Below are 24297 nucleotides of genomic sequence, written 5' to 3'. Positions count from 1 at the left end.
CAGAAATGAATTTGAAGACGAAAGTCTTGATACGACTCGTTGTGGATAGTCCGAACTCAATTCCGTTGATTTCCTCTGTTCTCCATCCTCTGAGAATGAACATGTCGTCGTAAAAAGCGGAACATCTTTCCGCCAAAAGGAGTGATTTTCTCCGGATTTTATTTGTACTTTAGCCATGTCTGATGAAGATTTATGAACTTTTATATACAACACTAAGTTAAGTGAATATTCTGACATGACAAAGTACTGGGCAATATATTATTACTCAGTACTTTAAATTATTCTCTTTAGAAATGTGTTGCGGAATTAAGGAGGTATAAAAAATGTTTCATCTTGATGTGAAAATGATACATGAAACATTTTTTATTGCGTATGAAACATTTGTTACATATCTGTGCAGGTAACATTACTACCTTTGTGACAGAAACGAAAAACAAATTGTTTAATTCTAATTATTTAATGCGTATGAAAAGCATGAAAAGAAAATTTCTTCTTGCGTTGTTCTCATTGATATGCATAGTCATGCATGCGCAAGATTTGGTGGTTAATGGTACAGTGTTGTCAGCTTCCGACAATTTCCCTGTTATTGGTGCCACGGTAGTGGAAGATGGTAATAATACTAATGGTACTATTACTGACATCGACGGTAATTTTACTTTGACTGTAAGACCTTCAAGTTCTATTTCTGTTTCTTTCGTAGGTTATAAGACGCAGACAATGAAAGCCCAGAGTGTGATGAACTTTGTCTTGAAAGAAGATACGGAAGTTCTTGATGAAGTCGTAGTGACCGGTTATTCCACTCAGCGTAAAGCCGACCTGACAGGTTCTGTCGCTGTTGTATCAGCAGACGAACTGAAAACAATCTCAAATCCTGACCCAATGCGTGCATTGCAAGGTAGGATTCCTGGAATGACTATTACACAAACAGGTTCGCCTAGCGGTACAGGTACTGTACGAATCAGAGGTATCGGTTCGTTTAATTCTTCCCAGGACCCTTTGTTTATCGTGGATGGTGTTCCTACTACCCGTGCGTTGAATTCTTTGAATGCAAACGATATTGAAAGTATGCAGGTATTGAAGGATGCGGCTTCAGCTTCTATATATGGTTCGCGTGCGTCAAACGGTGTAATCATTATTACAACAAAACAAGGTAAGAAATCAGAAAAAATTAATGTTGATTTTTCAACAAATCTGACAGCCCAGTTCTATACCAACCAATCTCTCATGAAGCTGTCAAATTCAGCCGAGTACGCTACGGCAATGGCTCAGGCTGCCTTGAACGATGGATTGGATCCGGTAACATACGCAGGCAACTATGGCTTGAATCTTAATGCCAGTGCAGGTGTTCCTATCACAGCCTGGAATCCTGCTACTAACAGTTATGTAAATTATACAGTAAACGGTCTTTATGATGGTTATATCAATCAGAAAAAGACGATGCGTTTCTCTGATACAGATTGGTTGGACGAAATTTCACGTACAGGTTTCTCTCAGAACTATGATCTTTCTATTTCAAGTGCGAACGATAAACGTTCATCAATGTTTTCTCTCGGATATAAGAAGAATACAGGTATTTTGAAATATACTGATTTCGAAAACTTGTCAGCCCGTATGAACTCTTCATATAATATTAATAAATATGTAACGATAGGTGAGAATCTCACCATAACATATTCCAGTCAGGTTGACTGTGCTCCTATGGAGAATGCCTTGAAGATGGCTCCTACGGTTCCGGTGTATGAGGAAGACGGAGTTACGTTTGCCGGACCTGTAGGCGGTATGAGTGACCGTCAGAATCCGTTGCGCGAAATGTATCATAATCGTAACAACAGTCTTAATTACTGGCGTATATTCGGTAATTCTTTTGTTGAAATCAAGCCTTTCAAAGGATTTACTTTCCGCTCTAACTTTGGTATTGACTTTTATAGCGCATTTATAAACGCCATGACTCCGACTTATCATTCTGATATCGTTAATAATGACATAGCCAAGACAACATTGTCTCATAATAATGAAACAAACTGGACCTGGTCTAATACGATAAACTATAATTTCAAGGTTACGGACAAACACGATATCACAGTCCTTCTCGGTACTGAAATGAACAAGCAGGTGGTAGTGGATTTCTCCGCTTATTCTGAAGAATATGCTTTGGAAACTCCTGATTATATGTGGCCAAATGCGGCTACAGGTGCCATGAGAAATTCGGGCGCCAAGGTTGGTTATCGTCTGGCATCATTCTTCGGTAAGATAGATTATAACTACAATGACTTTATACTGGCTTCGTTTACAGTACGTCGTGACGGTTCTTCACGTTTCGGTAAAGATCACCGCTGGGGTACATTCCCTGCTGCAACTTTAGGTGTGCGTATTTCTAAACTGATGGAAAAAGATTGGTTGGACGATTGGAAAATCCGTTTGTCATGGGGACAGACAGGTAACCAGGCTATTGATAATAATGCACAGTTTGGTCTGTATGTAGCCGATTATGGACTTGACCGTGTTACTTCTGCTGCTTACGACCTGTACTTGCAAGGTTCAGGTACATTTCCTTCCGGTTACAGAGCTACACAGTTTGCTAATCCTAATCTGAAATGGGAGTCAGCACAGCAGTTCAACATCGGTACTGATTTTACACTGTTGAACGGCTCGGTATATGGATCAATCGATGGATATATAAAGGATGTAAAAGACATGTTGATTCGTCCGGCATTTTTAGGTGCTTATGGCGAAGGTGGTGATACTTGGATGAACGGTCCTTCATTGAGAAACTGGGGTATGGAATTCAACGTAGGTTACCGTAATACTTTTGCCAATGGCTTAGGGCTTGATGTTAATGTAAATGCCGATTTCTTCCGTAACAGGGTAACATATCTGCCTGCAACAACTACCGGTTCTTATGCTCACACATCTACAGAAAACTTGGTTCAGGCTCGTCAACCTTACGGTTCAATAGTTGGCTACGTGGTTGAAGGACTTTTCCAGACTCAGGAAGAAGTTGATGCTTCCGGACAGCCAAATGCGCGTGTCGGTGGTTTGAAATATGCCGATTTGGATGGCAAGCATGGTATTACTGCCGATGACCAGACTTGGATATATAACCCTGTTCCTAAATTCTCTGCCGGCTTTAACATTGGTCTAACATATAAGAACTTTGATTTAAGCATGTTCTGGCAAGGAGTGTTTGGCAAGGATGTTTATAACAACCAGAAGTTCCAGACAGACTTTTGGAGTATAACAGATGCCGGCTCAAATAAGGGTGACCGTTTGCTTGACGCATGGAATACTAATAATACGGATTCTGATATTCCTGCTCTTACTACAAACAATACAGCAGATGAAGGACGTGCTTCAAGTTATTTCGTTGAAAACGGTTCTTATCTTAAACTCCGTAATCTTCAGTTAGGTTATAGCATACCGGCGAAAGTCCTTTCAAAAGTTAAGATGTCGAATGCCCGTATTTATGTTTCAGGACAGAACCTTTTGACAATTAAGAGCAAGGGGCTTACTTGTTCCGATCCAGAAAATACTGATTGGAATTATCCATTGGCGACATCTGTTTCATTTGGTTTACAGATAGGATTTTAAGCATTAAGATTTGTAGAAAATAAAAATAATAGTTAGACATTATGAAAAGAATATATAAATTATTGACTGTTTGTCTGGTCGGACTTTCATTGAATAGCTGTAACGATTTTCTTGATTATAATCCTACAGCCGTAGTAGATGAGGAAACTGCATTCTCAAAACCTGAAGAAATGGTAACTGCGGCATACGCTATGTTAGGCGACTGCTGGTACACATATCCGTTCAATCTCTTTCCGTATGGAGATATCACTTCTGACAACTCCCTGAAAGGTGGTTCCGGTACTACAGATACAAATTATCACGCACTTGAAATCTGGAGTTCACTTACTGCTACTACTCCTGACCACATGGATGACCTTTGGTACAGACTCTATTGTGCTGTCTCAAGATGTAACCGTGCTTTAGTTGCATTGGAGACTAATGGTGAAAGTGTATTGGGTTCAAGTCTGACCGAGCAGCGCGTCGCTGAAGTGAAATTCTTACGTTCCCATTTCTATTATAAACTGATTACAGTGTTCCGTCAGATTCCTTGGATTGATGAAGTGGCATACTCTAACAATACTATTGAGCAGATAAGCAATACAGCTTTCAGTTATGAAGAGCTTATGAAAAATGTTATCGCGGATTTCGAAACAGCTTATAATGTTTTGCCTGAATCACAGACTGATGGCGGACGTGTAAATAAAATTGCCGCAGCTTCATATTTGGCTAAATGTTATCTTGACCTGGCTTGGGGTACCGGTTATGAAAGCGGTACAGGTGTTGAGTTCATCAATAATGACTATATGGAAAAAGTCGTTGAATATACTGAAGTAGTAAAATCTTCACAATATGGTTACTTGGAGGATTTCGGTGATATATTCTTACCGGAATACAAAAACAGTAAAGAGTCTGTTTTTGCGGTTCAGACATCTGATTATTCAGAAGATAATACAGCATTCGGTCGTGCTAACTGGTCAATAACATTGAACGGTTGTTGGGGTATGTGGTCTTGTGGATGGGATTTTCATAAACCATCTCAAAATCTTGTAAATGCATTCAAGACAGAAAACGGGCTGCCTATGTTCGAGCATTTCAACGATAAGATTGATTATCCTGTAAATGGTCAGCCTTCCATTCAGAAATGGGACCCACGTTTGTTCCATACAGTAGGTATGCCTTCTTTCCCTTATAAATATGAAAGTGCGTACATGCAGACAGTCAATAACTCACGTACTCCTAACACATACGGATACTATACTTCTTTGAAGGAGGTTCCACAGCGTTCAAAAGGTGAAACATTTAATCAGCCTTGGCAAGCATTTGCTACTAATGATTATGTGTTCCGCTACACAGATGTTATGCTGATGCGTGCTGAAGCCTTGGTGGAACTTGACAGACTGGGTGAAGCAAAAAAAATCATTAACGATATTCGTCAGCGTGCTGCCAATTCTATAAACAAGCACATCAGTTATGCAAAAGATTTCTGTAAGATAAGTCTCTATCCGGATTCTTATTTCGACGATAAAGAGACAGCACGCGAATGTGTACGTTGGGAGCGTCGTCTGGAACTGGCTATGGAAAACGGCCGTTATTTCGACCTTCGCCGTTGGGGTATAGCTTCTGAAACGCTGAACGCATACTTCGCAAGCGAGCAGAATGATGTTTACACTTACGTAAATGAAAAAGGAGAAACTGTGGAACAGACTTACGCCCAATACTACAAGGATGCGAAATATACTCCGGAGAAGAACGAATACTTCCCGATTCCATACAACCAATTGTTCTATATTCCGAAACTGTACAAACAGAATAAGAATTATGATTGATACTTGTTTTTATCATAGTTTTCAATAGGTATTAGTATCGAATAGTATATATAATTTTTTTAAATCAGAAACAATAAACATAAGAATCGAATATCATGAGAAAAAGAGTAATTACAATTATGTCTGTTTTGTTTGCTTCGTTATCTTCTTCTTTCGGAGCAAATGGAAATGAGTTGAAGATAAGCCACATGGTGAACGAGGCCAATTTCGTAGGCATGGAAGTTATGAACAGATACATACTGTTGCCAATTCAGGACAATGCTCCGGAAGCAAAAGTAGGTATAATAAAGAATAATGTAAAGGTTGGTGTCTATTCGAATGTCCGTCTTGCTCGTGAAAGGGTTGACTATTATGTCCCATTCAAACTAATAGACTATAAAGGGGAATATATTACAATAGATATACAGGGAGTACCTGAAAATGCTCTTTGCTGGAAAAAACTGAAACTGTCCGATAATTTCGATACCGCAAACCGTGAGGAATTCCGTCCGCTTTATCACCATACACCGGCATACGGATGGATGAACGACCCTAACGGAATGTTTTACAAGGACGGAGTATATCACCTGTATTATCAGTATAATCCGTATGGAAGCACATGGGGAAACTTGGCATGGGGACACTCCACATCGGCCGACCTTGTAAATTGGAAATCAGAAGGAATAGCCATAGCCCCTGATGCTTTGGGCGCCATCTTCAGCGGTTCTTGTGTGGTTGATAAGGACAATACAGCAGGCTTCGGAGCCGGAGCGGTTATTGCGTTCTACACATCTGCCAAATCCTCTCCATGGGGTGACATTCAGACACAGAGCATGGCCTACAGCCTTGACGATGGAAAAACTTTCACAAAATATGACAAGAATCCTGTTCTGACTTCCAGGGAACGTGATTTCCGTGACCCGAAAGTGTTCTGGTACGAACCCGATAAACACTGGGTCATGATGCTTGCTGTAGGTCAGGAAATGCAGATTTATTCTTCTAAGAATCTGAAGGAATGGAAGAAGGAAAGCAGTTTTGGCGAGAAGCAGGGTGCGCATGGTGGAGTTTGGGAATGTCCGGATCTTGTGGAACTACCGGTGGAGGGTACAAAGGAGAAAAAATGGGTACTGATATGCAACATCAATCCCGGAGGTCCTTTCGGAGGTTCAGCCACACAATACTTCGTAGGAACATTTAATGGCAAGAAATTTATAAATGAGTCTCCCACAGAAACCAAATGGATGGACTGGGGAAAGGACAACTATGCCACAGTAACATTCAGCGGCGCGCCCGACGGACGTGTCGTAGCCTTGGGATGGATGAGTAACTGGCAGTATCAGGGAGTATTGCCTACCATGCAGTATCGTGGCGCCAATACCATTGCACGCGACCTGACACTCTACCGCAGCAATGGTGAACTATATCTCAAGTCGTCTCCTGCAAAGGAAATGCTTCAGGCACGTGGCGAAAAGAAGTCTTTCTCTCCGTTCAAGGTGAAAGAGAATTATCGTATAGACAGTCTTTTGGATGATAATAATGGCGCTTACGAGATAGTTATGTCAATAAAAAATAACGGAGCTTCGCGTATTGTGTTCTATCTAAGTAATGAAAAAGGAGAAAAACTACACATGCACTTCGATGTACAGCGCAAACAGTTTGTAATGGAGCGCAGTGAAAGTGGTTTGGTGGATTTTAGTCGGGAGTTCCCTGCTCTGACGGTTTCTCCGGTAGATGATACGGATGAAATAACCCTTCGTATATTTGTCGATCGTTCCAGTGTTGAAGTGTTTGGCGAGGACGGTGAATATGTAATGACAAACCGTATGTTCCCTTCCGCTCCATACAACACACTTATATTCGAAAATGAGCGGGGAAACTTCAATGTTAAAGAACTGAATATCTATAAACTGAAATAATTATGGCTACAGTAAAACTAAATAAATTAATTCCTGTGATGCTTTGCTTTTTCGCCATGGGTTTTGTCGACCTGGTGGGAATAGCATCCAATTATGTGAAAGCAGACCTTGGCTTGAGTGATTCTCAAGCCAATATCTTCCCTTCGCTGGTATTCTTCTGGTTTCTGATTTTCTCGGTACCGACCGGAATTCTGATGAACCGTATAGGCCGTAAGAAAACAGTGCTGTTGAGCCTTGTAGTGACATTCGCTTCATTGCTTCTGCCAATATTTGGCGATAGTTACATGTTGATGCTTTGCTCATTCTCTTTGTTAGGTATAGGAAATGCTCTTATGCAGACATCATTGAATCCGCTTTTAAGTAATATTATAAGCGGCGACAAGCTGGCCAGTTCCTTGACTTTCGGTCAGTTTGTAAAAGCCATAGCCTCATTTCTCGCCCCATATATAGCCATGTGGGGTGCCACACAGGCAATGCCGACATTCGGTCTTGGCTGGAGAATTCTCTTCCCTATATACATGATAATAGCTGTTATAGCCGTACTTTGGCTAGGCGCTACTCCTATAGAAGAAGAACATCCCGACAAGGCATCCGGTTTTGCCGATTGTCTTAAACTTCTTGGTTCTCCTTTCATCCTGCTTTGTTTTGTAGGAATAATGTGTCATGTAGGTATAGATGTCGGAACCAATACCACGGCTCCAAAGATACTGATGGAACGTCTTGGCATGAGCCTTGATGAGGCTTCGTTTGCGACCAGCCTTTATTTCATTTTCCGTACCATCGGCTGTTTTTCCGGTTCTATTATCCTTCAGAAAGTTTCTGCCCGTTTGTTTTTCCTTATAAGTGTACTCTGTATGCTTGCTGCAATGGTAGGACTGTTGACTTCAGATGCCGATTCAGTGATATACACATCCATCGCATTGATAGGTTTCGGTAATTCAAATGTATTCTCGATAATATTCTCTCAGGCTCTTCTTTCAATGCCAGAAAAGAAAAACGAGATATCGGGTTTGATGATAATGGGTCTTTTTGGTGGAACAGTATTCCCATTGCTTATGGGATTTGCTTCCGATGCAGCCGGTCAGGACGGAGCAGTAGCAGTAATGGCTATAGGAGTGATTTATTTGTTGATTTATACCATGAAACTTAAAAAATAACACATTATGAATGATTTAGTAGTAGGAATGGGTGAAGCATTATGGGATGTGCTTCCGGAAGGAAAGAAATTGGGTGGTGCCCCTGCAAACTTTGCATACCATATATCTCAGTTTAGTTTGAACAGCCGTGTAGTAAGTGCTGTTGGTGATGATAAACTTGGAAAAGAGATACTCGACAGTTTCCGCGATAAGAAACTTTACGGTATAGTTGAAACAGTCCCTTATCCAACAGGTACAGTTCAGGTAGAGCTTGATGCCGAAGGTGTTCCCTGTTATGACATAAAGGAAGGTGTTGCATGGGATAATATCCCGTTTACTCCTGCTCTTGAAGACCTGGCAAAGCACACGCGTGCTGTCTGTTTCGGTTCTTTAGCCCAGCGTAGTGTAGTATCGCGCGAAACAATCAACAGTTTTATTGATGCCATGCCTGCAGGTGACGATATATTGAAGATATTTGATATCAATCTCCGTCAGGGATTTTACACAAAGGAGATTCTCTGCAATTCATTCCGAAAGTGTAACATCCTAAAGATAAATGACGAAGAATTGGTGACAGTAAGCCGTATGTTCGGCTATCCCGGTATCGACCTTCAGGACAAGTGCTGGATTCTTTTGGCCAAGTATAATCTGAAGATGCTGATACTGACTTGTGGTGTAAACGGCAGCTATGTATTTACTCCAGGAAGCGTTTCATTTGTAGAAACTCCGAAGGTAGTTGTAGCCGACACAGTTGGAGCCGGCGATTCTTTCACAGCAACATTTGTAGCTTCCATATTGAAAGGAAAGAGTGTTCGTGAAGCGCATGAATTGGCAGTAAAAGTTTCAGCCTATGTATGTACGCAGAACGGTGCAATGCCGGTATTGCCGGATGTGTATTTGGACTGATTTAAATAGGCTAATAGTTTATAAATAAAATTGTGACGGCTGTTGAATACATTATAAAAGATGTTCAACAGCCGTTCTTAATATTCTTATTTTTTCTTTAATACATCTGTTGGACTTTCACCAAAGAATTCCTTGTAGCATTTGGTGAAGTACGAAGGGGATGAGAATCCCACCTCGTATGCAATTTCGGAGATACTTTTTTCTGTCGATGTCTTGATTATCGCGTTAGCCTTGTTAAGCCTTGCTATTCTCAGAAGTTCATTAGGTGTATATCCTGTCAGAGCTTTTGCTTTTCTGTATAGCTGAACTCTGCTGAAACCTATCTTTTCACCCATATCTTCTACACTGAAATCTGTATTACCCATATTCTCCTCAATCAGTTTGCGCAATTTTTCTACAAAACCTTTATCTGTATCAGCCAGTGGGGTAGTGCTTGTGGTGACTTTATCTCCAAAGAAATCTTTCAGTCTGTTGCGGTTGTCTATCAGATTGCGGAGTCTGGCCATGAGCAGTTCAGAACTGAAAGGTTTCGATATATATGAGTCTGCACCACATTCGTATCCTTTTATTTTCTGTTCGTCCATAGAGTAGGCCGTGAGCATCATTACCGGGATGTGCGACGTGCGCGGCTCAGCTTTCAGGTGCTTACAGCACTCCATTCCGTCCATAACAGGCATCATCACGTCGCAAATAATTATGTCCGGAACATTGGCTATAGCCAGTTTAAGTCCCTCACTGCCGTTTGCTGCCTCAATTACAGTGTAATTCTCACTTAGCAGTGATTTTACATAATCTCTTACGTCCTGATTGTCATCAATAACCAGCACTACTGCTTCGTGTTCACCCTCATTTGAAGCGTCCCGGTCTTTGCCTGTAACGTTCTCTGCCGACAGACTTTCCTGACCTGCCATAACAACCGCTCCTTCCTTGAGATTGTTCAAAACAGCTTTTCTGTCAATGTCATGATATATTTTACCGTCTTGTTTTGCTGGAATATTAATCGTAAATATAGTACCGTTTCCTTCTTTGCTCTTTACGTCGATTTTCCCGTGATGCATTTCTACAAATGCTTTAACAAGTGCAAGTCCTATACCAGAGCCTGCATGGTGTACATCTATCCGGTAGAAACTTTCAAATATATGTTTGACATGTTCTGCCGGCATTCCGACACCGGTATCTGAGAATTTCATTGATATGCCGTTCTCTGCATTTTTGCTTAGACAGATGCTGATATTACCGTTTTTCGGAGTGAATTTGAAAGCATTCGAAAGCAGGTTGTAAGTTATTCGCTCCATCATTTCTGAATCTGCTATGACGTTATAATCCGCATCGTCTGCCGTAAATTTAAATGTGATGTGTTTTCTGTAAGCCAGTGTACGGAACGCTTCAGCCCACTCTTTCATACAGTCTTTTATGTTGAACTCTGATAAATGCATTTCCAGTTTCCCGTTTTCAAACTTTCTGAAGTCCATAATCTGATTTATAAGTCTTAGGAGAACCGTTACATTCTTGTTTATGATATTCAGCAGGAACCTTTCATCATCTCGGATGTTTTCGCTGTTCAAGAGCTTTTTTACCGGGTCGGCTATCAGAGTGAGCGGTGTACGGAAGTCATGCGAAACATTCGTAAAGAAAGCTAATTTAGCTTTTGTAGCTTCTTCAAGTTTTTGTGATAAGTCAATAAGCTGGTCACGTTGTTCTTCCAGTTGCTGTTTCTGTTTAGAGAGTTCTGCGTTAAGCCTTATTTTGGTCCAGTAAGCCCTTACAACGAAGAACAACAGTACGGCTAATAAGAATAGAATAACAATGCAAGCATACAAGAACATCTTCTGCGATGAATATCTCATGAGATATGTATCGAGTTTTGCGTTAAGAACTTCAATTTTCTCATCCAATGTATTTATATGCGACGTTTGCATTTGCATGATTCTTGCATTCCCGGCATTTACTAATGCTGACGATAATATATTTTCTCTTTTATAATCTCTTTTTTCCAATATATTCATGGCAACCTGGATAACCTTGTCTCCTTCTGTAGGGTATATGAAAGTGGCATCAAGTATGTTGTCTGCCACCAGTTCAACACCTAACTTTTCTCCTGCCAAAGCATCAACTCCAACAAATAGCATTTCTTTTTCTCTACCGGATTTTTTTGCGGCCTGATATGCCCCATATGCCATAGGGTCGTTCTGGGCTATTACCATGTCGATGTCTTTATGTATGGAGAGTATGGAATCGAACTTTGTTTCGGCCTTGTTTTTTAGCCATGCGGCATCGGTAGTAGCAATAATTTCTATTGAAGGGTATTCTTTTAGAACTTCATTCATCCCATTATGTCTTTCCAGTGCAGGAGTAGAGCCTTTAAGCCCTGTAAGTTCTACAATTTTTCCTTTTCCGTTCAGTCTGTTTGCTATGTAAGTACCTATCTGTTTCCCCATCAGATAGTTGTCTCCCCCAACGAAAGCAGTGTATTTGTCGGATGTGATTTTTCTGTCCACCAATACCACCGGAATTCCCCTGTCATAAGCCTTTTCCACCACCGGAGTAATAGCTTTCGCCTCATTTGGTGATACAACTATCAGATTGACATCATTTGCTATAAATTCTTCTATATCCTTTATTTGCTCGCGGTTATTGTCTTTTGCAGTCCTTATTTCCACTTTCAGGTTTGGATAGAAAAGGGCTTCGCGCATTATTTCTTTGTTCATACGGCTTCTCCATTCGTCATCGCTGCATTGCGATACGCCGATGATGAAATTCCGTTCATGGTTAGCACATGATGCGATAATGAATAATTGAATAATTGAGAATATAGTTATGATATGTCTTATAATGAGGTGTTTCATTTTTGTATTTCTGAGTATATATAAGCCTGTTTCACTATCAGATAAGACGCTCTACTATTTCCTTATCGAGATTTGTCAATTCACAAACGTCATCGATGGAAAAACCTTTCTGCAACATGCGTTTAGCTGTTTCTATTTTCGCTTTCTCTATTCCTTTCTCTATTCCTTTCTCTATTCCTTTCTCTATTCCTTGTGCTATGCCTTCCTCCCTGCCTTGTGCCATGCCTTCCTCCCGGCCCTGTGCCATGCCTTCCTCCCGGCCTTCTTCTCTACCTTGCTCGATCCCCTGATTATAGCCTTTGTTCAGAGCATCACTTACAAGGGTTTTCTCTACTCTTACTGCATCCCAAAAGTCATCATATCCCCAAAGCTGTGCATCACTAAAGGCTGACTCCTCAAGCTGGTCTACAGCCTTCTTTATTTCGGGAACATTCATAAGCTCTTCCGGTACAACGCGTGTCTTTTCGTCCACCTCAGTAAGATATCGAAGCCAAAGCACCTGCATCTTCTTCTCGCTAAAAGTCTGCGGTTTGAATTTTGGAAGTTCCACAAATATAAAGCGCAGCCCCTCAATCACTTTTTCCGTATGCTCCATATGGACGATGCGGTAATCATGATAGAACTCCTCTATCTCAGGCATGAAAACATCATTCACTATATTAAGTGAATAAACAGGCTGAAGCAGTTCGTATTTCTCGCCTTTATCTCCCTGTCTGACGTATGCTTTAGACGCATTGAACAGCACACGGTGCATGAACGCAGGAGACCATATCATCTGCATTTCCACTATGAACACACGACCGTTTGAATCGCGACAACGAACATCTACTATACTGTTTTTTTTCAAAGGAGTTTCAGGCACGAGTTCTGCAGGAAGATATTCCAGACTGACAATTTTCTCATCTTCTGTCTCGAAAGGAAGAAGGGCGTTAAGAAAACTTGTTATCAAATCCGGATGCTCTCCGAAAACCTTTTTGAATGTCAGGTCTGCTTTGGGGTCAAGATATCTCATATTCGTTTCTTTTGTAGGTGTTTCAGCAAAGATAATGCAAAAGCATGGATAATCAAAATAGATATGAGAGTTTCATTAATTATTACACAAACGCACTGAAATAAAGCGTGACTTTGCAGTTAAAACAAAATAAAGACAAGATAATTAATATGTAACTAACCCAAAATCCGATGATGCTATTCAGCCTCATTAACATGAAACAGAGAGGCTCCTACCTTTCGTTCGACTCCCTATGCGATGATTTGAACCTCAACAAGGACGAAATAACATCTCGCCTGAAAGATGCAGGCTTTGAATACGATGAAGGATTAAACAAGTTCTGGTAACATACTTTTTTCACAAGAGGGAGAATGCTTTATTCTGCTGTTATTCTTTCTTGCTTTTACATATTTCGAGAAATCATTAATTCCGATATTCAACTCTTTAGCAATACTTTCATCAGAAAGCCCCTGTTTCCTGAAAAGCATACTCATATTACCAAGTAACCGGCTTTGCTCTCCCTTTCCTAATTCTTATCCGCAAGTTACTTGTTTTCAGATTGCTTGGGATGGTAATATATAAAAAATGCGCCAAGTGAACAATTGGTATTGTGCACCAGGCGCATTGGTTTTAGTTATAACAAGTCGTTTTAAAAGTCATCTGCCGGAAAACCTGTACGGCGGAAACCTGACACCTTGTATGTCAAAGCATCCTCGTCATCGTCAAACTGAATCATGTATACTATGCTGTCGGCAGGCATTCCGCTCGGGGTAGTAGCCACTCCTTCCAATACTTTACCATCGGCAACTTTGACTTTGCAATCATATGAAACATTACTTACAAAGTCTTTTGTAGAGAAAGTCCTGTTTTTATAATCCACATCCACTTTCAACTTGTAGTCCCAGAAATTTCCGCCATCGTCCAGCCACATTTCTGTCGGGACATTGTTTGCCGTATTGTAAGTGTTCATGCGGAAATGTCCAAGTCCTATATCGCCGGCCTCTTGTCCGTCAATAATCACAGTGGCGGTAACCCACCATTCTCCTGCCATTTTTTCGACTTCTGTCCCTCCCGGTTCGAAATCTTTCTGGCAAGACACGAACATGACAGATATGGCAGCAAAAGCAAGTACTATATATTTTCTCATCATTGATTACATTTTAGTTAGTTTATATTCAAATTTCATTCCTGCATAATCTACCATCATATCAATGGTATTATCAGCATTTAAAGTTCCGGCAATAGACGTTGCTGAATCACCCCAGCCTACTACATAACTGTAAAGTCCATCTACCACGCCATTGGCATCAATAGAAGCATATCCGCTCAAGCTATAATCATCGCCATAGCCTTTACCTTGAGAATAATATCCTCCTATAAAATCTGAGAACGCATAAAATCCCGGTTTTACGAGCGAGACTGTTACAGTAAAACCAGAGAAATTGTCAGAGCCGACAGAAGTCGTACGTTTACCTTCTACACTATATGTACCGGAATGGTCCGATGTAACAGAAGGGTCATACACAAACACATCCCTGCTGTCGGAAACAGAGAAACCATCCTTGTTCTGAGCAGAATAGTACAATGGATAATATCCCACCTTATCAGTTTCCACACTACCGGAAACCTCCACTTTGTCAGCAACATCCACACCGTTTTCTGTTGCCGTATATCCCGGTTCATTATATGGAGTGTTCAATTCCATCCATATTTCTTTTTCTCCTTTCAACTGGAGGTCAACATAATACGTTATTTGCGAAAGGTCTTCTATTTCTTTTTCACACGATGTCGCCGTAAAAAGAAGCACACTTCCCATTAACATGCCGTATAATATCTTTTTCATATATCTATCTTATTTCGTTAAGGATTATTATTTCTTATCCCACCATACAGGAGTGTCCAAGGACACAGCTTTAGGGGTGTTTACGTTATACATACGCGCACTCAGAGGATAGTTCACACGCTTGATAAGTCCGCTACCCATCACGTTTTTCCAAGGGGAAATCAAGTCGCCGGCAGAATATCCGGAAGCTATTCCGTTTTTGAATATATCAACTTGAGGCACCGTGGTGAGTTTAGGGACATCGGTACGACGCAATTCGCTCCAAGCCTCCATGTGATCCATGCAGAAGAAAGCGGCCCATTTCTGCATATAAATCAAATCAAGTTTGTCCTCGTCGGTTGACGCACCTGCCCACAGGTTTAAAATATCATCTTCCCGACCGGCTATGCCACGAGCTTCAAAGTCCGCCTTCACTGCATTCTCATAAGCAATCTGCGCCCCTGCCGCATCGTTCAAGAATCTCAATTTCACTTCAGCTACGAGGAACTGTAGATTCGCCTGTGTAAAGAAATAAACCGGCTGTACGGCACCTTTGCCATCAGAATGGTTAGGATTGATTGCACTTACGTCTTTATTCAACCATTTGTCGGAACCGTTATGTTCGTCAGATATCTCCCTTCCTCCGGGAATCTGGCCAACGTATTTGTTGTCTTTCTTGTTCAAATTGATAGCGAAAGACATTCTCGGGTCATTCGTAGAAGTATAGTAAGATACAATCGGATATGCGGCACATTGTCCTCCTGTAATACCCACAGCGTTAGTTTCATACCAAGGGTTACGCTTTGACGCCTCATCCGCAAAACCTCTGAAAGCTGCATCACCTGTAAAGAAATTATTTGCATTTACAAGTGTTTTCACTTTTTCTATATATGCATCTTTCTCCATGTCGGCATCGATGAAACGCATATACATGCGGAGGCGCAACGCATTGGCCAAACCTTTCCACTGTTCCATGTTTCCGTCGAACACGAGGTCTTCCGCATCCAAAGAAGCAAAAGCATCTTCATCTAAAGCCTTTTCCGCATCATCCATTTCTTGCAAAATCCCTTTATACACATCTTCACCTTTGTCCCATTTAGGATTGCTCACATTGGTACCACCCAATGCCTCGGTATATGGAGCATCGCTTGTATTGTCCACCATCACCTGGAGAATATAGGCACGCATCACCGTAGTGGCAAAAGACAATGCCGTGCTTGTACTCTTGTCCAACACTTCCTTGGCATCCATCAAAGCACGCGCATAGATAGTGGTATAAGAATAATCGAGCAACTGAGATGTTTCGTTCAGATTATATTGACTGATTGTCACATACTGGCTCGCCTCAGGAGACTGTTCGAAATACTGAGAAAAGAAACCGGCATAGTTATGTATATCCCCACCTGCGGCAACAGCCACACCGGCTTCAACAGAAGGGAATATCAAATCCGGAGTCATCTGTTCGTTTGCCGGATAGTTCGGGTTGTCATTGATGTCCAAGTCGCAACTTGTGACCAAACCCGCCATCAACAATGAATAAAATATAGTTTTTTTCATAAATAACTTTTCCTTTAATAATTAGAATTTCACATTTAAGTTGATACCGAAATTGCGTGAAGACGGATTGGAACCGAACTCTCCATAATTACCATACAGGTCGTTACCCAAAGACGTTGTTTCAGGATCGATGTAGGTATTGTCCGATGGAGTCCACACGAACAGGTTGTTTCCATATGCGGAAATCTTTACACCTTGCAGCGGAGTCTTTGTAAACCATTTCTTAGGCATGTTCCAGCTCAGTACAATAGACCTCAACTTGACGTACGACTTGTCTATCAAATCAATCTCTCCATTTATACCTCCTTTTTGCCCGTAATAATAATTACATATATCCATAGATGATATCGGCGTAGTGTTTTCCACATAAGAGATGCTGCCGTCAGGATTTTCCACCATATTTACTGAGTTAGGGATGATGAACGGGTTACGGTCGTTGTATGCAGTCTGTATTGCATTACCGGTAAAGAACATCGTGTTCTTGGTTTTTGAATACATGACACCGCCCCTTCGGATATCGAAGTCCGCGCTCAGAGACACGCCTTTGTATGACAACATTGTAGAAAGCCCCATTTGATAACGGTTGTTCATGTCGCCCAATATCTTGAATTCTGTGTCGCGTACGGCAAATCCGGTTTTAGGATCAACAACAATTCTTCCTTCAGGGTCGGTTACCGCCACTTCTCCCTTGAATGTTCCAAGAGGTTCACCCACTATCGCATACATGCTGGTACCACCGTTCAAGCCGAAAATAGAGGTTTCTCCTCCAAGCTCCTCAGGAAGGCTTACTACCTTGCTCCAGTTCTTTGTAAAGTTGAGCGTCACGTCCCATCTGAAATCTCTAATCTCTACAGGAGTCACGTTTACGAGCAATTCGACACCCTTGTTGCTGATTTTACCTAAATTGGTATTCTGCGAAGTATAACCCGTTGCAGGGTCAAGGCTCAACGACATAATCTGTTTGTCTGAATTACGGTTGTAATAAGCCAAGTCGAAAGAAATGCGGTTGTTCAGGAATGCCATGTTAAGTCCGAATTCATATTCCGTTGTCATTTCCGGACTCAGCGTGCTGCTACCCAATACATTTCCTAAAGTATAAGCATTTACGCCATTGATAGGAAATTCAATGCTTCCGAAAGGGATTTTATATTCTGCCGCCGCGTAAACCGGGCTCAACATATATACATCGGCATCGTTACCTGTCTGACCCCAGCTTGCACGAACCTTACCGAATGTTATTATGTCCTTCACATCATCACTCAACAGTTCGCTGAACAGGAAGCTACCTGTAACGCCAGGATAGAAGAAATCACGGTTGCCCTTTGGCAAAGTGGAAGACCAGTCGTTACGTGCGGTAACAGTCAAGTATAGCATGTCTCTCCATGAAGCCTCCACCTGTCCGAACACACCCATCAGGCGGCGAAGTTCCTGATATTGCGTAACGGAAGGAGTCTTTGCAGAGTTCGACAGATTGAACCATGTAGGAATGGTAAGGTCGTTCACCTCTGATTTCTGGTATGAATATCTACGCTCGTTGCCGTTGAAACCCACCAAAGCGTTTACATGGAAATCGTTTATTGGCATATCGAAAGTCAACAATAAATCATGGTTAATCTCACGGCGGCGCGTTGTCATGATGCTATACTGGCCATATTTGCCTGCAAACGGGCTGTAAGTGCCTTGGCCCTCACCGTTCGGGGTACCTTCGTAATAAAGCGCGTACAGGTTTTCCTTGCCGAACTCCTTCTGTCCTGTAGTAGTGTCGAGCCCCATGCGGTATGTAAACTTGAAGTATTTCAGGAAGTCATAATCCACCTGGAATTTACCGTAAAAACGTTCAGAATTGTATGTGTTCAAGTTGTTTTCCAATATATAATATGGGTTCATCACACCATAAGGGGTGTAATAATAGCCGGGAGTATTGAAAGGGTCGTTCAGATCGGCCATGCTTTCCATGCTGATATCGCGAGGTGTCTGCCACAATGAGTTTGCCATTGACAAGCCTTGGCCTGTCGATGCGAACTTGTTATCCTGATGAGCATAATTCAAAGAAGAGCTGAAAGTCAAGTCCCCTATCTTGTGGCTGCCTCTTGCAGAGAACGTGTATTTCTTATATGAATCGGCATCCGTAGGTATGATTCCGTCATCGCTAATCTGCGAGAAAGAAACGAAATATGTACTTTTATCAGTAGCACCGTTGAAAGACAAACTGTTGCTATAGCGGAAACCTGCATCGAAGAAGTTTTTCATATTGTCTTCCACTGCTTGATACGGCTTCATCTTCTGAGAATTGTTATAAATATTACCATACAACTGCATTGAGCCGTCAAACCTCGGTCCCCAAGAACCGTTTTCAAGCAAGGTATGATCTCCGCTCCATCCCATACCGAACTCATTCTGCAATTCCGGTATTCTCAGAACAGACGACCACTGCAAGCCGCCGTTATATTCTATACCTAAGCCACGGCTTTTCTTTCCTGATTTTGTGGTAATCATTACCACGCCATTCGCCGCACGGCTACCGTAAAGAGCAGTCGCTGCCGCACCTTTCAGTATGGTCATGCTTTCTACATCGTCAGGGTTTACGGCATTTGCGCCATTACCGAAGTCAAAACCGTCGTTCAAATCAATGGAAGACACTGAAGAGTTGTCCAAAGGCACACCGTCCACAACGTATAAAGGCTGGTTGCTGCCGCTCAAAGAACTTGCACCACGGATAACAACCGAATTTGACGCTCCGGGGTCTGAAGAAGTCGCGGAAATCTGCACACCTGCTACCTTTCCGGCCAGACTTGACATGATATCCGAGGTACGGCTTGCAGAAATCTTCTCGCCGCCCACTGAAGTAGCGGAATATCCAAGTGCCTTTTCCGAACGCTTGACACCCATAGCTGTCACGACGACCTCGTCAAGCAATTCTGTGTCCGAAAGCAATACGACATTAACGACATCTTTGATTTTTAATTCCTGCTTCCTCATGCCTATGTATGAAACAACCAAAGTTCCGGCCGTTCTCTTATTTGCATAAATATTTGTAAAAAAGTATCTTAGCGGAAAAAATGGAAAAGATAAGATACCGACTGGTTTACAACAGGAAGAAACAGCTCAATAGGCAAGGCGTCGCACTTGTCCAAGTCGAAGCATCTCTCGACAAGAGGAAGGTCTATTTTAAAACAAACATCTACCTCAAGCCGGAACATTGGGACGGATGCCATTCCCTTGTATGTAATCATCCGCACGCCAATGAACTCAATGCCATGCTGTTCGAGTTTGTCATCCGTATTCAGACGATGGAACTTGAATTTTGGAAACGGGGTGTCCAGGCCACGCTCTCATTGCTTAAGGACGCCGTGACAAAGGGGAAGGATGTGAATGTGACCTTTCTTGCATTCGCCAAGGACTATGTCAGTAATTCCGGCAGGAAAGAAAGCACAAAGGACAATATCGCCACGACCATCAAAGTCCTGCAGGGATTCCGTGGAGGAATGGACTTCAAGGACATAACATACTCTTTCCTGAAAGAATTCGAGCAGTACCTTCGTGAGAGAGGCAATGGCATAAATACAATAGCCAAACACATGAAACAGCTTCGTATGCTTGTGAACGAGGCCATCAACCAGGGATATATCCATGCGGACGCCTATCCTTTCAGGAAATACAAGATCAAGCAGGAAAAAGGGAAACACGAATTCCTCACCCCCGACGAGCTGAAGAAACTGGAAGGCCTCAGGGTTGACGACAAGAAACTCCGCCACGTACTTGACGCTTTCCTGTTCTGTTGCTATCTGGGACTTCGTTTCTCAGACTTTTCCCAACTTAAGGGCTGCAATTTCGTCAAGGTAAACGGTAAGAGATGGCTGCACTTCAAGTCCGTCAAGACAGGGGTGGAGACAAGGCTTCCACTGCATCTTCTCTTTGACGGGAAGGCACTGGATATATTGGACAGGTATGACATGGCGGATTTTACTGATATCGGCACAAATTCGGAAGTGAACAAGGCTTTGTCGGAAATATCCAGGATGGTTCGTTTCAATAAACATCTGACGTTCCACAGTGCCCGCCATACTTGCGCCACTCTGTTAATCCATAAAGGGGTGCCCATCACCACGGTGCAGAAACTGCTCGGCCACACATCGGTCAAGACTACGGAGATATATTCAGAGATTTTATCCAATACCATTGTGAAAGATTTGAAGGCGGCTGCAAAAAAGCGGAATGTAAACAATTTTCAAAACACGGTTCTTTCAAGGTAGATTACGGGTAGAGTTATGATAATCTACCAGTAATCTACCTCTTTATGAAAATGAAAATTATTTTTCCATCAATTGTCACAATGGTATCTGAAAGTTTTCCGGTGTACTTGGCGTAAGGAACATTACATAATATATCGGCATATAAATTATTTTTCCTACCCTTTGCACATTTATGTCATTCGAAAATACGATTGCATTTTTTATGTGATAATCTTCATTCATTATGAATTTATCCAAAGCCCTGTGCTTTCTGAAGTCCTGTCCTGACTTTACTTCTATGGGAACGGTGCTAAGCGTGTCGTAGTCATCTACAAGAAAATCAACTTCACCTTTCGTCTTGTTGTCATAATATCGCAGCGTGTAATCATGCGCACATAATTCCTGTGCCACGACAGTTTCATACACTGCTCCGAGATTAATGCTGCTGTTTGAAGCAATTACAGCATTGATATTATATTTGTATAGTATATTTGTGAGAATCCCGACATCGTTCAGATATAGTTTAATCAATGTTTTTTGCTCCGACTCTCTTAACGGGAATTTAGGATTTGAAACAGCGATGACCTCCAACGATATTCCGGAACTTACAAGGTATTCCAGTTCGGCATCATAATCCGAACAGCGTTTTCCTTTTTTGTCTTCAATGTCACAATAACGGATACGCTTCTTCTTGTTCTCCATATTCGAAGGTATCATGTCGAAAATACGTCTGATTTTTAACGAATTTTCGCTGTCATATTGCGATGCGTCACCTTTGTACAATTCATATATCTCGTCATGTACCATTCTGACAGCCACTATATTGTTTGTCGTGACGAATGTGTTCACGGCATCAGGCAATCCGCCGATAAGCATATATTTCTTAAACAGGTCGAGGATTTTATTGTGCAAGGCGTTGTCAATCGGTTCTTCTTTCAAGTATTTTTCATGCATATATGCTATTGCTTCCTTTCCTATTCCATTCGCCCATAAGAATTCTTCAAAATCCAAAGGATACATTTTCTTTTTCTGTATTCGTCCACCGGGTTTTGAAAGAGTCTTGTTAAGAGTCACACCGAGCAAGGAACCGCTTGCTATATAAGTAAACCGATCTTCGTCCTTTAAGAATTTCAGCAGCGTAAGCAGCTCCGGATATGCCTGTATTTCATCGAGAAAAACAAGCGTGTTCTCTTTCGTCCCCATTTTCTCACCGGCCAGTGAGCTTAATTTCAGATAGAAATCTTTTGTCGAGGTTACTCCCTGAAACAACTTTTCACCGTTTTTGTCTTCCAAAAAGTTTACTTCGATATAATTTTCAAAGAACTTTTGCCCTTCATATCTGATTATAAAGGATTTGCCAATCTGCCTTGCCCCGTCCAGAAGCAATATCTTGTTGGAACCGAAACGATAATAATCCTGTAATGTCTTTTGGATTTTTCTTTCAAGCATACATTTATTCCATTTATTTGATACCGCAAATATACACTTATTCCACTTGAAAAACAAAAATAAAATACACTTATTCTACTTTTTCGGCAGCAACAACAACATTACCGTCAACAATATGCTGCCGGTTAATATTTTATTGCCTTTATTCATATGAATATTGCAATGGAAGCCTTTGGAAACATTCTACAGTAAATCATTTTAGAGGAAAGATAACATAAACGCATGGATAATCAAAATTGATATGGTGATTTTGAGAATTTTGATAGTTTGGCCTATTTTAGGCGAACATCCGGTCATATTTGAAAAAGACGGTGAACGGCTGCTGAACGGTCTATTAACTGTGTCGTGCAAAACCTCACATTTCGTTTTTTCTTTCAATGTGTTAAAATGGCACATTTTGTTTTGTTGGATATGATTTTTCGTTTTTGCGCTTTTAGATATGATTTTACTGAAAAATCAGAAGAGGTCATAAGACTTCTTCCGGAACGTCATAGCCGATAAGAGTACATGAGAAAATACAGAAAAATGACAATAAAAATGGCATATGAAGTGATTATACTTTACCAACTTCATATGCCATTATATTTTTTAGGGACATTACTGAATATCCCTCGTTTATAATAGCCTATAAACCTTATTTGTAAGAAGGATTTTGAATCATTTTAGGATTAGCATCAATTTCTGCTTGTGGAATAGGCATAATTGTTCTGTAATCATTCCAGTCAACTTTAATTAAATCTTCTCCGTTCAAGAAATGGCTACCACCTTTTCTTTCTACAGTATCACCAACTCTCAAAATATCATACAATCTGTGACCTTCCATTACAAGTTCTTTTCTACGCTCTTTCTTGACTAAATCAAGAGTTGCTGTAATTTTGGTATTTGATGAATTTGCACGATGTCTGATCTGATATAAATATTCATCAGCCAAATCTTGGTCTGGAGTATTTTTCCTTAATGCAGCTTCTGCTCCGATTAAATAAATGTCAGACAAGCGGATAACTCGAATATTATTGACAAAAACATTTCCGTCAAGTCCAGGGTATTTGTTTACAGCACGTTTCTTGCCTTCTTTATCTTCGATTAACAATCCCAATCGTACGTCTGCCTGGTCTTCATTCAGCAAATTCAGGAAATCATCGGTAGCAACCATTGCTCCATACGACTTTGGAGCAGCAACAGCACCAATAAGCTCTCTGGCGCCACCATAAGTTGTTGTAGAAAAATCTAAATCAAAAATTGACTCGCTGTTCTCACGTTTTCCCCACATAGCTACATATTCGGAATTAGGGACTAAGCTGTAACCTCCATGTTCAATTACATCTTTTGCATACTTATAAGCTTCTTCGTAATCACCTTTATATAAATTTACACGAGCCATCAAAGCTTTTACACCCCAAATATTTATGTGCCCGTATGTTTTCTCTTCGCTTATGTAGTTGAGCGCTTCATTCAAGTCACCTAGAACAGCTTCATATCCTTGTGCTACAGTAAAACGTTCCGGCAAAGCAGCAGCATCAAGCACAGTAGTCACCACCGGCACACCTAAAGAGGCTCCATTGTCCTTCTGATAAGGAGTACCGTAAGTAATCAAGAGGTTAAAATGCGCCAATGCGCGAACGGCCAAGGCTTCTCCTTTTGAATTTTTAGTAACGTCTGTCATAGGAACAGCACCTCCGTCAATCGCCTGCAAAAGAACGTTAGCACGGTTGATTACCACATAAGGAACATACCAAAGTGATTCTCTTGCATTATTTTGTCTATCAGTAAAACGATAGAAGTTTTCGGTACGGTCTCCGCTCATTCGTGTTTGAATATTATCGCCGCCGACCTCTGGTCGAGTAATGAAATCCGTTCCATAATAGTATAAGCCTTTTGCAGAAATGAGTCCTTCGTAAAGGCCATTCACAGCGACTTTTGTGTCATTCTCCGTGGTTATTGCTCCGTCACTGACCAATGAATAACTTGGCAGTGTGTTTAAATAATCATCACAAGAAGACAACATCAAAGAACCTGTCAGTAGGGTTGCAAATATAGTATGTATAGTTGTTCTCATTGTTTCTTTTT

Annotated in this window: 14 protein-coding genes and 1 pseudogene; 7 read left to right on the top strand and 8 right to left on the bottom strand. The window is 41.3% G+C overall.

The genetic code is table 11. The features are described 5' to 3' along the window. Nucleotides 1-465: 465 nt before the first annotated feature. The 5 genes from QZ379_RS03790 to QZ379_RS03770 all read left to right on the top strand — a co-directional run bounded on the left by QZ379_RS03790 (nt 466) and on the right by QZ379_RS03770 (nt 9333). A complete protein-coding gene (locus QZ379_RS03790) occupies nt 466-3588 on the top strand; it encodes a TonB-dependent receptor (protein ID WP_291558516.1) in 3123 nt (1040 codons plus the stop codon). A 41-nt stretch (nt 3589-3629) separates the two neighbouring features. Beyond that, a complete protein-coding gene (locus QZ379_RS03785) occupies nt 3630-5396 on the top strand; it encodes a RagB/SusD family nutrient uptake outer membrane protein (protein ID WP_291558514.1) in 1767 nt (588 codons plus the stop codon). 188 nt (nt 5397-5584) lie between these two features. After that, on the top strand, nt 5585-7291 hold the full coding sequence (locus QZ379_RS03780) for a DUF4980 domain-containing protein (protein ID WP_291558526.1): 1707 nt from the start codon (nt 5585-5587) through the stop codon (nt 7289-7291). A gap of 2 nt (nt 7292-7293) precedes the next feature. Further along, nucleotides 7294-8448 (top strand): MFS transporter, encoded by a 1155-nt coding sequence (locus tag QZ379_RS03775; protein WP_291558512.1) that lies wholly within the window; start codon nt 7294-7296, stop codon nt 8446-8448. Nucleotides 8449-8454: 6 nt separating this feature from the next. Next, the gene (locus tag QZ379_RS03770) at nt 8455-9333 is read left to right on the top strand and encodes a carbohydrate kinase (protein WP_291558510.1); all 879 of its coding nucleotides are present in this window, start codon (nt 8455-8457) and stop codon (nt 9331-9333) included. Between the two features lie 86 nt (nt 9334-9419). Here QZ379_RS03770 and QZ379_RS03765 read toward each other — a convergent pair whose 3' ends face one another. Together QZ379_RS03765 and QZ379_RS03760 are read right to left on the bottom strand one after the other, a co-directional pair. Next, a complete protein-coding gene (locus tag QZ379_RS03765) occupies nt 9420-12179 on the bottom strand; it encodes a substrate-binding domain-containing protein (protein WP_291558508.1) in 2760 nt (919 codons plus the stop codon). Nucleotides 12180-12216: 37 nt separating this feature from the next. Next, complete coding sequence (locus tag QZ379_RS03760) at nt 12217-13191, bottom strand: Rpn family recombination-promoting nuclease/putative transposase (protein WP_291558506.1); 975 nt, start codon at nt 13189-13191, stop codon at nt 12217-12219. A 149-nt stretch (nt 13192-13340) separates the two neighbouring features. On the opposite strand from QZ379_RS03760, the pseudogene QZ379_RS03755 reads away from it, so the two are divergent. Continuing rightward, a pseudogene (locus QZ379_RS03755) lies at nt 13341-13517 on the top strand (DUF4250 domain-containing protein). A gap of 302 nt (nt 13518-13819) precedes the next feature. Here QZ379_RS03755 and QZ379_RS03750 read toward each other — a convergent pair. Genes QZ379_RS03750 through QZ379_RS03735 form a run of 4 tightly spaced genes read right to left on the bottom strand, consistent with a single transcriptional unit; the run spans nt 13820 to nt 19549 of the window. Further along, a complete protein-coding gene (locus QZ379_RS03750) occupies nt 13820-14320 on the bottom strand; it encodes a lipid-binding protein (RefSeq protein ID WP_291558504.1) in 501 nt (166 codons plus the stop codon). A 3-nt stretch (nt 14321-14323) separates the two neighbouring features. Beyond that, a complete protein-coding gene (locus tag QZ379_RS03745; protein WP_291558502.1) occupies nt 14324-15013 on the bottom strand; it encodes a BT_2262 family domain-containing protein in 690 nt (229 codons plus the stop codon). Between the two features lie 27 nt (nt 15014-15040). Then, nucleotides 15041-16549 (bottom strand): SusD/RagB family nutrient-binding outer membrane lipoprotein, encoded by a 1509-nt coding sequence (locus tag QZ379_RS03740; protein ID WP_291558500.1) that lies wholly within the window; start codon nt 16547-16549, stop codon nt 15041-15043. 21 nt (nt 16550-16570) lie between these two features. Then, nucleotides 16571-19549, bottom strand: a complete 2979-nt coding sequence (locus tag QZ379_RS03735) for a SusC/RagA family TonB-linked outer membrane protein (protein WP_291558498.1) — start codon at nt 19547-19549, stop codon at nt 16571-16573. Between the two features lie 59 nt (nt 19550-19608). Here QZ379_RS03735 and QZ379_RS03730 point away from each other — a divergent pair, with 59 nt between their 5' ends. Then, nucleotides 19609-20802 carry a site-specific integrase gene (locus QZ379_RS03730; protein ID WP_291558496.1) on the top strand — a complete coding sequence of 398 codons (1194 nt, stop codon included), beginning with the start codon at nt 19609-19611 and terminating at the stop codon, nt 20800-20802. 75 nt (nt 20803-20877) lie between these two features. On the opposite strand, the gene QZ379_RS03725 is transcribed toward QZ379_RS03730, so the two are convergent. Both QZ379_RS03725 and QZ379_RS03720 read right to left on the bottom strand, forming a co-directional pair. Continuing rightward, nucleotides 20878-22230, bottom strand: coding sequence for an AAA family ATPase (locus tag QZ379_RS03725; protein WP_291558495.1), 1353 nt, complete (start codon nt 22228-22230; stop codon nt 20878-20880). 634 nt (nt 22231-22864) lie between these two features. Next, entirely contained in the window at nt 22865-24286 is a 1422-nt protein-coding gene (locus QZ379_RS03720) for a RagB/SusD family nutrient uptake outer membrane protein (RefSeq protein WP_291558493.1), read from the bottom strand. Between the last annotated feature and the right edge of the window lie 11 nt (nt 24287-24297).

This window comes from Bacteroides sp., from assembly GCF_019417265.1.
In the GTDB taxonomy this organism is placed as follows: Bacteria; Bacteroidota; Bacteroidia; order Bacteroidales; family Bacteroidaceae; genus Phocaeicola.
Note: the sequence above shows the minus strand (reverse complement) of the source record. Positions and strands in the feature narration are given on the sequence as shown.

What these genes read in the sequence shown, in the direction of transcription:
- QZ379_RS03790 (WP_291558516.1), top strand. Translation starts at nt 466, where the DNA reads ATGAAAAGCATGAAAAGAAAATTTCTTCTTGCGTTGTTCTCATTGATA.
- QZ379_RS03785 (WP_291558514.1), top strand. Translation starts at nt 3,630, where the DNA reads ATGAAAAGAATATATAAATTATTGACTGTTTGTCTGGTCGGACTTTCA.
- QZ379_RS03780 (WP_291558526.1), top strand. Translation starts at nt 5,585, where the DNA reads ATGGTGAACGAGGCCAATTTCGTAGGCATGGAAGTTATGAACAGATAC.
- QZ379_RS03775 (WP_291558512.1), top strand. Translation starts at nt 7,294, where the DNA reads ATGGCTACAGTAAAACTAAATAAATTAATTCCTGTGATGCTTTGCTTT.
- QZ379_RS03770 (WP_291558510.1), top strand. Translation starts at nt 8,455, where the DNA reads ATGAATGATTTAGTAGTAGGAATGGGTGAAGCATTATGGGATGTGCTT.
- QZ379_RS03765 (WP_291558508.1), bottom strand. Translation starts at nt 12,179, where the DNA reads ATGAAACACCTCATTATAAGACATATCATAACTATATTCTCAATTATT.
- QZ379_RS03760 (WP_291558506.1), bottom strand. Translation starts at nt 13,191, where the DNA reads ATGAGATATCTTGACCCCAAAGCAGACCTGACATTCAAAAAGGTTTTC.
- QZ379_RS03750 (WP_291558504.1), bottom strand. Translation starts at nt 14,320, where the DNA reads ATGATGAGAAAATATATAGTACTTGCTTTTGCTGCCATATCTGTCATG.
- QZ379_RS03745 (WP_291558502.1), bottom strand. Translation starts at nt 15,013, where the DNA reads ATGAAAAAGATATTATACGGCATGTTAATGGGAAGTGTGCTTCTTTTT.
- QZ379_RS03740 (WP_291558500.1), bottom strand. Translation starts at nt 16,549, where the DNA reads ATGAAAAAAACTATATTTTATTCATTGTTGATGGCGGGTTTGGTCACA.
- QZ379_RS03730 (WP_291558496.1), top strand. Translation starts at nt 19,609, where the DNA reads ATGGAAAAGATAAGATACCGACTGGTTTACAACAGGAAGAAACAGCTC.
- QZ379_RS03725 (WP_291558495.1), bottom strand. Translation starts at nt 22,230, where the DNA reads ATGCTTGAAAGAAAAATCCAAAAGACATTACAGGATTATTATCGTTTC.
- QZ379_RS03720 (WP_291558493.1), bottom strand. Translation starts at nt 24,286, where the DNA reads ATGAGAACAACTATACATACTATATTTGCAACCCTACTGACAGGTTCT.